Consider the following 12029-nt stretch of genomic DNA (forward strand, 5'->3'; position numbering starts at 1 on the left):
CACCCCGTACGGCCGTGCCTTCCGAACGCTTCGGAGGGCACGGCCGTCGGCGTGTGCGGCCCTTCCCGGGATATGTACATCTGTACACATCGCCGGTTAGGGTCGCGCCATGGCCTATCTGACGCTGGCCGGGGCGATCCTCTCGGAGATCCTGGCGACCACCGCGATGAAGTACAGCGACGGCTTCAGCAGGCTGTGGCCCTCGCTCGCCGCCCTGGCCGGGTACCTCGTGGCCTTCACCCTGCTCGCCCGGACCCTCAGATCGATGAGCGTCGGCACGGCGTACGCGATCTGGGCCGGGGCCGGTACGGCGGTGATCGCGGCGATCGGCATGGTCTTCCTGGGCGAGAGCACGAGCCCGCTGAAGATCTTCGGGGTGCTGCTGGTCATCGCGGGCGTCGTGGTGCTTCATATGGGCGGTGCGCACTGATGGCCCGTCGGCACGACCCCGAGCGGCGGCAGCGGATCATCGACGCGGCGATCGGCGTGGTCGCCGCCCGTGGCGTCGCCGGGCTCAGCCACCGCGCGGTCGCCGCCGCCGCCGACGTCCCGCTCGGCTCGACGACGTACCACTTCGCCACCCTCGACGATCTCCTGGTCGCCGCGTTGGAGCAGGTCAACGCCGGGTGGCTGGCGGACTTCGGCCGCTGGGCGGACGGGCTGGACGGCGACGTCCCGGCGGCCGACGACGTCCTGCGGCTGGTCGCCGACACGCTTGCCGGGGACCGCACCCGGGTGGAGCTGGAGTATGAGCTGTATCTGGCGGCGCTGCGCCATCCCCGGCTGCGGCCGCTCGCCGCCGACTGCCTTGACGAGATGGCACGGCTGCTGGCCCGCCGCACCGGCGATCTGCCCACCGCCCGCGCCCTGGTGGCCTTCGCCGACGGGCTGATGCTCCAGCACCTGCTGACCGGCCGCCCCTTCGAACCGGACGCGCTGCGGGAGGGGTTGACGGCGGCGTTGGTCTGAGGGGCCCCGTATCGGGCAGCGCGGGGCCCCGGGCTGGTCAGGCTCCCGGTGCCGGGCCCGAGCGATGAGACCGGTTCGCCTCGGTGGGGGCCCTCCGGTTAGGTTTTCGGCATGACCGATGCTGCTACCTCCCGTACGACCGGCGCCGTCGCCGCCGGGCTCGCCACCGTCACGCCCGACGGCACCGTCCTCGACACCTGGTTCCCCGCGCCCGCCCTGGACGCCGCGCCCGGCCCGGCCGGTACCGAGCGGCTGACCGCCGAGCAGGCGGCCGAGCTGCTGGGCGAGGCCGCGCCGCAGGCCGTAGGCCCGGACCCGGTCCGCGGTGTCGAGGTCGTGGCCGTCCGCACGGTCATCGCCTCGCTCGACGACAAGCCGCTCGACGCGCACGACGTCTACCTGCGTCTGCACCTGCTCAGCCACCGGCTCGTCGCGCCGCACGGCCTGAGCCTGGAGGGCCAGTTCGGGCTGCTGTCGAACGTCGCCTGGACCTCGCTCGGCCCGGTCGCCGTCGACCAGGTGGAGACGGTCCGCCTCAACTCCCGCGCCGCGGGCAAGCACCTCCAGGTCACCAGCGTCGACAAGTTCCCGCGGATGACCGACTACGTCGCCCCCGCCGGGGTGCGGATCGCCGACGCCGACCGGGTGCGCCTGGGCGCCCACCTCGCGGCCGGTACCACCGTCATGCACGAGGGCTTCGTCAACTTCAACGCCGGTACGCTCGGCACCTCCATGATCGAGGGCCGGATCAGCGCGGGCGTCGTCATCGGCGACGGCTCCGACATCGGCGGCGGCGCCTCCACGATGGGCACCCTCTCCGGCGGCGGCAAGCAGATCATCGCCATCGGCGAACGCTGCCTGCTCGGCGCCGAGTCCGGCATCGGTATCGCCCTCGGCGACGAGTGCGTGGTCGAGGCCGGTCTCTACGTCACCGCCGGGACCCGCGTCACGCTCCCCGACGGCCAGGTCGTCAAGGCCCTGGAGCTGTCCGGCGCCGACAACATCCTCTTCCGCCGCAACTCCACCACCGGAGTCGTCGAGGCCCGCCCGAACAAGGCGACGTGGGGCGGCCTCAACGAGGTGCTGCACAGCCACAACTGAGCGGCCCCGGCCATGCGTGGAGGACGCCCCCGTACCGCCGTGTACGGGGGCGTTCGCGCGCGTCCGCGCGGGGAGCATGTGGGGTTATCCACAGCCCTACCGGCCGGGCGCGGGCCGAACGTAGGGTTTGCGGCATGCGTGATCTTGTAGTGGGGATGCGGTATCTGGCCAGGGGACAGCGGTGGGTCGCCGGGCACGGGCGGTGGTGGGGGTTCGGGATGATCCCGGCGCTCATCGCCCTGGTGCTCTACGCGGCGGCGCTGACCGTCCTGGCGCTCTTCTCGGGGGACCTCGCGGCCTGGGTCACGCCGTTCGCGGACGGCTGGGGCGCGCCGTGGCAGGGGCTGCTGCGCGGCCTGTTCGTGGCGCTGCTCGTCGCCGGCGGGTTGATGCTCTCCGTGCTGACCTTCACGGCGGTGACGCTGCTGATCGGCGACCCGTTCTACGAGTCCCTGTCGGAGCGGGTCGAGGAGTCCGAGGGCCACTGTCCGGGCGCACCGGACCGGTCGCTGTGGCGGGAGATCCGGATCGCGCTCTGCGACAGCGTCCAGGTGCTGCTGCGTGCGGCGCCGTTCGGGATCGCGCTGTTCGTGCTGGGCTTCGTGCCGTTCATCGGGCAGACCGTCGTTCCGGCGGTCGGCTTCTGTGTTTCCGGCTTCTTCCTCGCCGTCGAGCTGACGTCGGTGGCGATGCAGCGCCGCGACATACCGGTGGGCGATCGGCTGCGGCTGCTCGGCGGCCGCAAGGCACTCGCCGTCGGCTTCGGCACGCCCATCGTCCTGCTGTTCCTCATACCCTTCGCCGCGGTGCTCCTGATGCCGGGCGCGGTGGCCGGGGCGACGCTGCTGGTACGCGATCTGGTGCCGGACGAGCGCGCGGCGGACGCGCCGGGCGCGGCGGACGGGCCGGGCGCCGAGATGCCGGTCGCCGTCGCCGGGCCGGTGGGCGCGGGTGCGCCGCCGGAGGCCGGTACGTGGGGCATGTCCGGCGTGGGCGGCTCGGGCGGCGGGTTCGGGCCGCCGCCCGCACCGTTCACCCCCGGCCCGGGGGCGTGACGGGGCCCGGAGCGATGGACGTACCGCCGCGGCCTGTCGGACCACGACGGTCGGCCGGGTGGCAGCCGGAGCCCCGGGCGGGGCGGCTCAGGGGCGGATCCGCAGCACCTGCGGGTCGTGGTCGCTGGCCTGGTCGGCGTACTCCGCGTTGAGGTGCACGACGTCGTAGTCGGTGCAGTCGGTGTTGCTCAGATGCGGGCTGGTGAGCATGTGGTCGAGGACCTGGGAGTTGCCGGAGTAGACATAGCCGTAGCGTTCCGCGCGGGGCAGGCCGCCCACCTGGTCGGTGAGGACACCGCCCGCGGTGAGGATCTTCAGGGCGGGGGAGAACTGGTAGTCGTTGAGGTCACCGGCGACCACCACATCGGCCTTGGGGTCCTTGGCCAGCAAGTCCTTGACGAAGCCGTTCACCAGGCGGGCCTGGGCGGTGCGCTGCTTCTCGGAGCTCCGGGCGGGCTGCTGGAAACGGCTGTCGAGGCCCTGGTCGCCGCCCTTGGAGTTGAAGTGGTTGGCGACGACGAACAGGCGGCTGCCCGGGCGGCCCTTGACGGCGAACTGACCCACCAGCGGCTTGCGGCTGTCCTGCCACGCCGGGTCGGCCGGCGCGATCCGACCGGGGGAGGCGGACAGCGTGGCCCTGCCGTGGTCGGCGCGGGCCTCGACGGGGGTGGTGGCGTCGCCGCCCGGGATGTCGGTGAAGTCCACCGTCGCGGGGCGGTAGAGGAACGCGACTCGGATGTTGCCGCCGGGCTGCCCGCCGTCCTTGTCGTTCTCGGGGTCGATCTGCCGCCACTGATAGGCCGGGCCGCCGGCCGCCTCGACGGCGGCGGTCAGCTTCTTCAGGGTGGCGTCCGCGGCGACCGTGCCGTCGTCGGTGGGCCCGCTGTTGTCCTGGACCTCCTCCAGGGCCACCACGTCCGGCGCGGCGAGGTTCTTGACCAGCCCCTTCGCCAGCCGGTCGAACTTCGCCTGCGGGGTGGCGGGGGAGAGGTTCTCGACGTTGTACGTCGCGACGGTCACCTCGCCGGGCCGGGAGGCGCGGGTGGTCTCGGGCGCCGGGGCCTGGCCGGTGACCTTCCCCAGCGTCGTGGCCTGGAGGGTGTAGCCGCCGAAGTTGTCGTAGTCCAGCGGGCCTGTGGTGGTGCCGCCCAGGGTGGTGCCGACGTCGGCCGCCGGGAAGGGGTGCGTATCGAGCGGCAGCAGCGTACCGACCTTGATCCGGGCCGGGTTGGGGTCGGCGTACGAGCCGTAGAGGACGCCGCCGCGGGCGGTGCGGGAGTGCTTCGGGTCGGCGGTCACCCACAGCTCGTGGTGGGTGTTGGCCGGGCCGACGACGGGCGCGTCGGCGACCGAGACCCGCATGCCCTCCAGGGACTCGTACCGGTCCAGGGCGTAGGAGCGGGGGCGCAGCGGCAGCGACTCGATGCTGCCACCGTCCGCGTCGGGGGCGTAGGCGCGGGGGATCGCGGCGGCGTCGAGGCGTACGGGGGCGGGCAGCGGGCGGCCGGAAGCGATGACCTGCCAGGTGGCGCCGGTCAGCTCGGTGACGGACTGGAGCCCGGCGTCCTTTCCGCCGGGGTAGTACTCCTCGACCGTGCCGTCGAGGGCGACCGCGTCACCGACGGTGACCTGCGGTGTCGTCTTCCCGGTGAAGACGAAGAGCGCCTCGCTGGTCGCCGGGTTGTCGTCCGGCTGCGGGTCCTGCACCCAGAAGCCGCGGGCGGAGCCGAAGGTGCGCAGCGCGGTGACGACGCCGGGCACACCGGAGACCTGCTTCCCGGCGAGCGGGGAGAGGCGGGTGGTGCCCTGGATGTCGTGGATGCGGGTACCGGCGGCGTGGGCGGTCTGCGGGACCGCCACCAGACCGGCGGCGAGGGCGGCGGCCACCGCCGCGGCGACGGTGACCGGTCTGCGGAGCGGGCGGGGGGACGGCGAGGACGGCATGGCAGGCGCCTCCGGAGGGCGGGAGAGGGGGGTGCGGAGCGGGGTGAGGCGCGTCATCCGCGCCTTCTACGCGCGTCAATCTCTGGTGTGCCCAGGGGAGTTGTCAAGGTGTTCCGGATGACCGGGAGCGGGCCGCGGGGTGAACCGTCCAGCATGCGGGGAATTCCGTCTACGCTGGGGCGCGCACGAGCCGAAGTCCCCCGAGGAGCTGAGCCCCAGATGTCCGCAGACCGCCCGACCCTGCCGCCGGTGCGGCTGCACTCCGAAGCGGAATTGGCCCGGGACGCGCTGAGCGCCCCCTTGATGGCGCGGGCGGCGCAGCTCGCCCGCTGGGCCGAGCGGGGCGTCCCCGTCGGCGTCGGCGGCGAGATCTTGGAGGAGTCGCTGGGCGCCGCCACCGAGCACCTGGGGCTCGCCGCCGACGAGGACGGCCCCGGGCTCACCGCCGAGGCGTGGCAGCTCGCCGTCGACACCGGTCTCGTCGAGGTCGAGGAGACCGAGGAGACCGGCGAGGGCGACGACGCGGAGGACGGTGCGGCCGTCGGCCTGGCCAAGCCCGGCGAGGAGCTGACGCAGCTCACCGGCGGCAGCCCGCAGGATGTCCTCGACATCTGGCTCGGCGGCATGGAGACGGTGCTCGCCGACGCGGTCGCCCCGGACCTCGCCGACCTCGCCGATCAGCTCGCCGACGGCGGCGAACTGGACCTCGACGCCCTCGACTGGAACCCCGAGGAGGAGGCCGAACTCCTCGACGGCATCCTCGGCAACCTCTACCTGCTGACCGCGCTCGGCGACGCGCCCGGCCAGAGCGTGCCGCTGCCCGCGCTCGCCGCCTCCATGATCGTGCCCGACGACATGGAGGAGCCGACCGACGACATCCTCGAAGAGGTCTCCGAGGCGATGATGCGCCTGGACGACCAGTTCCGGGTGCTGGAGCCCATCGGCCTGGTGGCGTACCAGCCGGTCGACGAGGCGCTCATCGAGGAGCTGGACGACGCGGGCGACACGGTCCGCGCCGCCGAACCGCTGACCGACGAGGACGTCACCCGCTACGGCATGGTCCGGCTGACCCCGCTCGGCGTCTACGCGGTCCGCGCCCGGATGCAGGAGGCGGGCGTGTACGCCCCGGCCGTCGGCGATCTCCGGGACGCCGCCGCCGGGACGCTGCTGGACGAGCTGCCCGACTACCCCGAGGACCTGGCGCGGGAGGAGTCCGAGCAGTGGCTCGCGCCCCGTACGCCGCTGGACGCCGCGCGGGAGCTGCTGGTGGCGGCCCGCGGTGACGACGAGCGGGCCCCGCTGCGCAGGCTCGCCGCGCAGCAGACGCTGGCGCTGGTCGGCGCGGACGCCGAGCCCGCGCTCCGAGAGGTGCTGGACGACCGGCAGCTGGGCGGGCTGGCCCGGGTCTGGCTGGCGGAGCGGGGGTTCGCCGACATCCCCGAGCCGTCCCAGGACATGATCTTCTGGCTGACCGTCGACACCATCGCCGCCCAGCTGGGCACCGCCGAGGAGGACACCGACGAGCTGCGTGACCTGATCGTGGGGGTGACGGGGCAGCACAGCGGCTTCTTCGACGCGGTCTGGCAGGTGGACCACCCGGCGACGCCCGACGTCCTGGAGGCGATGGGCCGGCTGCACCCCGACCGGAAGGCCGCCAAGGAGGCGCGGACGGCCGCCTTCAAGGCGCGGTCGCGCGCGGAGGACTGACGGGCGGCAGCCCGGCACGGCGGGCGGCGCGGACACCGGGGGTGTCGGCGCCGCCCGCCGGTGTGTGGGCGGCGGGGCAGGACTCCCGGGGCGACGCGCCCCGTTCCGCCCCGTTCAACCGGCGTCAGGAACCCGGCCTGAGGGTGGCGATCACCGGCCGTGGCGCCGCCGGGACGGCACCGGCCACCGGCGGTGACACCGCCGTGACCGCCGGGAGGAGGTCGCCGGGGCGCTGGGGGCGCTGATCGGGGAGACGGAGGCGGATGAGGTGTGGGTGAGCACCAGTACGTACGAGCGCGAGGCGCTGGTGGAGTCGTCTGCGCGGCTGGCGCGGGTGGTGGGGCCGGCGGGCGCGCCGGGGCGGGTGGCGGAGGGCTGAGCGGCGGGCCCCAGGAGGGCCGGCCGGGGCCGGGCGCCCGGGACGGACCGGCCCGGCCAGAGGCGGCGGAAGGGCCGGCCCGGGCGCGCGGCTGACGGGCCGGGGGCGGTGCGGCGGACCGGCCGGGACCCGAAAGCACTGGCGACCGCCCCGTCGGCCGGGGGCGCCGGACTACCCACTGCCCGGCGCCCCGCCCCCTCACCTCAGAGCGCCCCACCCCCCGGCTTGATCATCCCGCGGACCGTGCGCGCGTCGACGAACTCGCCCAGCGCCGTCATCTCCCACTCGCCGGAGTACTGGCGGATGAGCTTGGCCATCAGGACGCCGGTGCGGGGCTCGGCCGAGGTGAGGTCGAAGCGGACCAGTTCCTCGCCGGTCTGGGCGTCGGCGAGTCGGCAGTACGCCTTGGCGACGTCGGTGAACTTCTGGCCGGAGAAGGAGTTCACGGTGAAGACCAGGCCCGTCACCTGCGGCGGGAGGCCGCCGAGATGGACGGTGATGACCTCGTCGTCGCCGGAGCCGTCGCCGGTGAGGTTGTCGCCGGCGTGCTGGATGGCGCCGTTGAGGACGGAGAGCTTGCCGAAGAAGCAGTTGTCGATCTTCTTGCGGTCGGGGCCGTAGGCGATGACCGAGGCGTCCAGGTCGATGGACTTGCCGCGGAACGCGGGCTCCCAGCCCAGTCCCATCCGGACCGAACCGAGCAGCGGGCGGCCGCCCTTGACCAGCGAGACCGTCTCGTTCTTCCGCAGGCTGACCCGGCCCTTGTCGAGATTGACCTTCCCGGCGGCGGGCGGCGCCGGAGCGGCGGCGGGCGCCGGGGGAGCGACGCCCGGCGGCGGGGCCAGCGGAGCCGGGGCGCCGGTCGGCGGTGCCCACTGCCCGGCGGGCGGGGGCGGCACGGGAGCGCCCTGCGGCGGGGCGGGGGCCGCGGCGGGCGGCGCGGGCGGTGCCGCCGGGGGCACGGGAGCGGCGGCCGGGGGCGCGGGCGTCGCCGGTTCCTCGACGGTGACGCCGAAGTCGGTGGCGATACCGGCGAGCCCGTCGGCGTACCCCTGGCCGACGGCGCGGACCTTCCAGGCGCCGTTGCGGCGGTAGATCTCGACGACGACCAGCGCGGTCTCCGGGCCGAGCCCGGGCGGGGTGAAGGAGGCGAGGACGGCGCCGCTGTCCGCGTCGCGCACGGTGCCGGTCGGCTCCGTACCGGCGAAGGTGGCGCCGGGGGCGTCCGGGCTCGCGGTGACGACGATCTTCTCGATGTCCGCGGGGATCGCCGTGGTGTCGACGGTGATGGTGTCGCCGCCACCGGGTGCCCCGGAGCCGTGGGTCACCCCGGGGCCGCCGTTGGGCTGGTTGTAGAAGACGAAGTCGTCGTCGGAGCGCACCTTGCCTGCGGCGGTGAGCAACAGGCCCGAGACGTCCAGCCGCACGGGGGCGGTGACGTCCACCGCCACCCGCGCGGCGCCGAGCGGGAGATTCGAGCCAGGAGTCATTGCGGTCATACCAGCAGTAACGAGCGGTTGGCTTTTGCGGTTCCATTACCCGCCCGTCCGGGGGGCGGTTCCGTGTGCCCCGCCGGATCGGCTCCGGCGGGGCGGCCGTTCAGCGGCGCTCGCGGGAGTTGCCGAAGAGCAGCCGGTAGAGGATCAGCAGCACGAGGGAGCCGGCGATGGCCGCGACCCAGGTGGACAGGTCGAAGACGTCCTTCGGTATGGGCCGGTCCAGGATCTTGACGGACAGCCAGCCGCCGACGAACGACCCGACGATGCCGGTGAGCGTGGTGCCCACCAGCCCGCCCGGGTCCCGGCCCGGCAGCAGGATCTTGGCGATGACGCCCGCGATCAGCCCCAGGACGATCCAGCTGACGATACCCATGGTGTGATTCCTCGTTCCTGCGCGCCGTGGCGCCGGTGTGACGTGCGGTTTCCGTATCTGATGTGTCGTCCTCAAGGACGCCGTGAACGGGGTGCGAGTTCCCTCGTACGGCGGATCGGACGACGGACCGCCCGACCGTACGACGTGCCTGCTCAGTGCGGCCAGCGGGGCGGGTCGGTGCAGAACGCGCCGCCCAGGTGCGCATGCGCCGGATCGTCCGGGTCCAGCTCCCCCTGAGCGGCGGTCAGCGCCGCCGCGTACGGCTCGGAGTCGTCCTGCGGCTCGTACCCCAGGGCGCGGGCGGTCGACAGGTCCCACCACAGGCGGGTGTTGGCGGACGAGGCGTAGGCGACGGTGTGGCCGACGTTCTCGGCGGTGAGGGCGGCGTGCAGCAGCCGGGCGCAGTCCGCCGGACTCAGCCAGATCGACAGCATCCGCACGCTGGTCGGCTCGGGGAAGCAGGAGCCGATGCGCAGCGAGACCGTCTCGATGCCGTGCAGGTCGTGGTAGAGGGAGGCGAGGTCCTCGCCGAACCCCTTGGACAGGCCGTAGAAGGTGTCGGGGCGGCGCGGGGTGTCGATCCCGATGGCGGCCGAACCGTCGGCCGGGCGCGGGGTGAAGCCGACGGCGTGGTTGGAGGAGGCGAAGACCACGCGGCGCACGCCCTCCTCGCGGGCCGCCTCGTAGAGCTGGTGGACGCCCTCGATGTTGGCCCGCAGGATCTGGTCGAACGAGGCTTCCAGGGAGATCCCGGCGAGATGGATGACCGCATCGACCCCGCGCACCGCCGCGCGCAGCGCCTCGCGGTCGGCGAGCGGCGCGGTGATCGCGTCGGGCGCGTCCGGCACGGGGCGCTCGTCGAAGAGGCGCAGCCGGTACCCGTACGGGGGCAGCAGTTCGCGCATCAGGGTGCCGAGGCCGCCTGCGGCGCCGGTGAGCAGGACGGTGCGGGGTGCGGGCATGGCGGACCTCCGGCGGAACGGCGTGGCCCCCGGAACGCCGACGGCATGCGGATGCGGATGACGTTCAGAGGTGTGGACACGGTCGTCAGCACCGTAGGGAGCGTGATCAGCGGTGGTCAATACGCCAACGGTGGAGGGGTGTTCGGTGGGCGTGTGGGCCGGTGGGGCCTCTTGACCGGTGGAGGCGGGCTGCTCTAGCGTGGCGCCGTTCAGAGATATGGACGTCGGTCAGAGACGTGCACGGCGGGTGGTGGGCCGCCGCGCGTCCGCGGCCGGATCCGCAGTCCGCCGGTGCCGCGGGGGCTTCGCGCCGCGGTACGCACCGCACGCCAGGGAGAGCCCGTGACCTCAGCCTCGCCGCTCGCCGACCGCCTCGACGGAGTGCTGTTCTTCCCCGTGACCACCTACGCGCCCGACGGCGAGGTGGACCTGGACGCCTACCGCGCCCATGTGCGGCGCGGTGTCGAGGCCGGGGCGGGCGCCGTCTTCGCCTGTTGCGGCACCGGGGAGTTCCACGCCCTGACGCCCGAGGAGTTCGCGGCGTGCGTCGGCGTGGCCGTCGAGGAGACCGCGGGGCGGGTTCCGGTGGTCGCCGGGGCGGGCTACGGCACGGCGCTCGCCGTCCGCTTCGCCCGCCTCGCCCGCGAGCACGGCGCCGACGGACTGCTCGCCATGCCGCCGTACCTCGTCAACGCAGGTCAGGAGGGGCTGCTGCGCCACTACCGGGCCCTGGCCGCCGCCACCGACCTGCCGGTCATCGTCTACCAGCGGGACAACGCCGTCTTCACCCCGGACACCGTCGTCGCGCTCGCCCGTACCCCGGGCGTCATCGGTCTCAAGGACGGGCTGGGCGACCTCGATCTGCTCCAGCGCATCATGAGCACCGTCCGCACCGAGGCCGCCGGTTCCGGCTTTCTCTACTTCAACGGCCTGCCCACCGCCGAACTCACCGGCCCCGCCTACCTGGGCCTGGGCGTGCGCCTGTACTCCTCCGCCGTCTTCGCCTTCGCACCCGAGATCGCCCTCGCCTTCCACCGCGCGCTCACCACCGGCGACCGGGAGACCGTCGACCGTCTGACGGACGGCTTCTACCGCCCCCTCGTCGACCTGCGCAACCAGGGCCCCGGCTACGCGGTATCCCTCATCAAGGCGGGCGTACGGCTCCGCGGCCTCGACGCGGGCGAGGTCCGGCCGCCGCTCGCCCCGCCGGACCCCCGGCACGTCGACGAGCTGCGTGCCCTGCTCGACCACGGGCTCTCGCTGCTGCCCGGTGCGGGCGGCCCGGCGGACGGGGGCCGCGCCTGATGCGTGCCGCCGCCTTCCTCTACCCCTGGGACGTGGCCGGCGACCCCGGGGCCGCGCCGCGCCTCGCCGACCTGGGCATCCGTCAGGTCACCCTGGCCGCCGCCTACCACTCCACCCGCGCGCTGACCCCCCGCCACCCGCACCACCGCGTGGTCACCGCCCGCCACTCCGCCGTCCTCTACCCACCCGACCCGGAGCGCTGGGCGGGCCGGGCGCTGCGCCCCGCCGTCCAGGACTGGATGCCGGACCCGGACCCGTACGGGTCGGCCGCGGCGGCGCTGGCGGACGCCGGGATCGAGGTGCACAGCTGGGTCGTGCTGGCCCACAACTCCCGCCTGGGCGAGGACCATCCGGACACCTCTGTCCGCAACGCCTACGGTGATCGCTACCCCTGGGCGCCGTGCATCGCCCGCCCGGAGGTCCGCGACCATCTCGTCATGCTCGCCGCCGAGGCCGCCGTACGGCCCGGGGCGCACGGCACCGAGCTGGAGTCCTGCGGCTGGTACGGCATGGCGCATCAGCACGCCCACGACAAGGTGGCCGGGGTGCAGCTGACAGGTGCCGCGCAGTATCTGATGTCGCTCTGCTTCTGTACGGAGTGCCGCCGCGGCTACGCCGGACTCGGGCTGGACGCCGAGGAGTTGGGCGGTGCAGTACGCCGGGCGCTGGAGCCGCTGTGGGGGGGCGCGGGGCCCCCCGCCGCGCGACACGGGCGCGGGGCGAGAGACTCGGCGC

At 74.1% G+C, this 12029-nt stretch carries 10 protein-coding genes and 1 pseudogene; 7 read left to right on the forward strand and 4 right to left on the reverse strand.

The features are described 5' to 3' along the window. The first annotated feature begins 109 nt into the window (after nt 1-109). The 4 genes from ACFWWQ_RS03710 to ACFWWQ_RS03725 all read left to right on the forward strand — a co-directional run bounded on the left by ACFWWQ_RS03710 (nt 110) and on the right by ACFWWQ_RS03725 (nt 3125). A complete protein-coding gene (locus ACFWWQ_RS03710) occupies nt 110-430 on the forward strand; it encodes a DMT family transporter (RefSeq protein ID WP_384589470.1) in 321 nt (106 codons plus the stop codon). Then, nucleotides 430-969, forward strand: a complete 540-nt coding sequence (locus tag ACFWWQ_RS03715) for a TetR/AcrR family transcriptional regulator (protein ID WP_384589473.1) — start codon at nt 430-432, stop codon at nt 967-969. The genes ACFWWQ_RS03710 and ACFWWQ_RS03715 overlap by 1 nt, the downstream gene beginning before the upstream one ends. Before the next feature lie 111 nt (nt 970-1080). Continuing rightward, nucleotides 1081-2070: a 2,3,4,5-tetrahydropyridine-2,6-dicarboxylate N-succinyltransferase gene (dapD, locus tag ACFWWQ_RS03720; RefSeq protein ID WP_384589476.1), complete on the forward strand. Its 990-nt coding sequence runs from the start codon at nt 1081-1083 to the stop codon at nt 2068-2070. Between the two features lie 134 nt (nt 2071-2204). Beyond that, nucleotides 2205-3125 carry an EI24 domain-containing protein gene (locus ACFWWQ_RS03725; protein WP_384589480.1) on the forward strand — a complete coding sequence of 307 codons (921 nt, stop codon included), beginning with the start codon at nt 2205-2207 and terminating at the stop codon, nt 3123-3125. Nucleotides 3126-3212: 87 nt separating this feature from the next. On the opposite strand, the gene ACFWWQ_RS03730 is transcribed toward ACFWWQ_RS03725, so the two are convergent. Continuing rightward, a complete protein-coding gene (locus ACFWWQ_RS03730; protein WP_384589528.1) occupies nt 3213-5069 on the reverse strand; it encodes an endonuclease/exonuclease/phosphatase family protein in 1857 nt (618 codons plus the stop codon). Between the two features lie 219 nt (nt 5070-5288). Between ACFWWQ_RS03730 and ACFWWQ_RS03735 the strand changes: the two genes are divergently transcribed. Then, nucleotides 5289-6776 carry a hypothetical protein gene (locus tag ACFWWQ_RS03735; protein ID WP_384589483.1) on the forward strand — a complete coding sequence of 496 codons (1488 nt, stop codon included), beginning with the start codon at nt 5289-5291 and terminating at the stop codon, nt 6774-6776. A 582-nt stretch (nt 6777-7358) separates the two neighbouring features. Here ACFWWQ_RS03735 and ACFWWQ_RS03740 read toward each other — a convergent pair. From ACFWWQ_RS03740 to ACFWWQ_RS03750, 3 genes are all read right to left on the reverse strand, one after another. Further along, nucleotides 7359-8645 (reverse strand): TerD family protein, encoded by a 1287-nt coding sequence (locus ACFWWQ_RS03740; protein WP_384589531.1) that lies wholly within the window; start codon nt 8643-8645, stop codon nt 7359-7361. 109 nt (nt 8646-8754) lie between these two features. Further along, on the reverse strand, nt 8755-9027 hold the full coding sequence (locus ACFWWQ_RS03745; protein ID WP_143944643.1) for a GlsB/YeaQ/YmgE family stress response membrane protein: 273 nt from the start codon (nt 9025-9027) through the stop codon (nt 8755-8757). Nucleotides 9028-9179: 152 nt separating this feature from the next. Next, a complete protein-coding gene (locus ACFWWQ_RS03750) occupies nt 9180-9989 on the reverse strand; it encodes an NAD-dependent epimerase/dehydratase family protein (RefSeq protein WP_384589486.1) in 810 nt (269 codons plus the stop codon). A 342-nt stretch (nt 9990-10331) separates the two neighbouring features. Here ACFWWQ_RS03750 and ACFWWQ_RS03755 point away from each other — a divergent pair, with 342 nt between their 5' ends. Together ACFWWQ_RS03755 and ACFWWQ_RS03760 are read left to right on the forward strand one after the other, a co-directional pair. Beyond that, nucleotides 10332-11294 carry a 5-dehydro-4-deoxyglucarate dehydratase gene (locus tag ACFWWQ_RS03755; protein ID WP_384589489.1) on the forward strand — a complete coding sequence of 321 codons (963 nt, stop codon included), beginning with the start codon at nt 10332-10334 and terminating at the stop codon, nt 11292-11294. Continuing rightward, nucleotides 11294-12029, forward strand: a pseudogene (locus ACFWWQ_RS03760) (hypothetical protein); the annotation flags it as partial. The gene ACFWWQ_RS03755 and the pseudogene ACFWWQ_RS03760, both read left to right, overlap by 1 nt.

Origin of the sequence: Streptomyces sp. NPDC059080 (assembly GCF_042739975.1) — a bacterium.
Classification (GTDB): Bacteria; Actinomycetota; Actinomycetes; order Streptomycetales; family Streptomycetaceae; genus Streptomyces; species Streptomyces benahoarensis.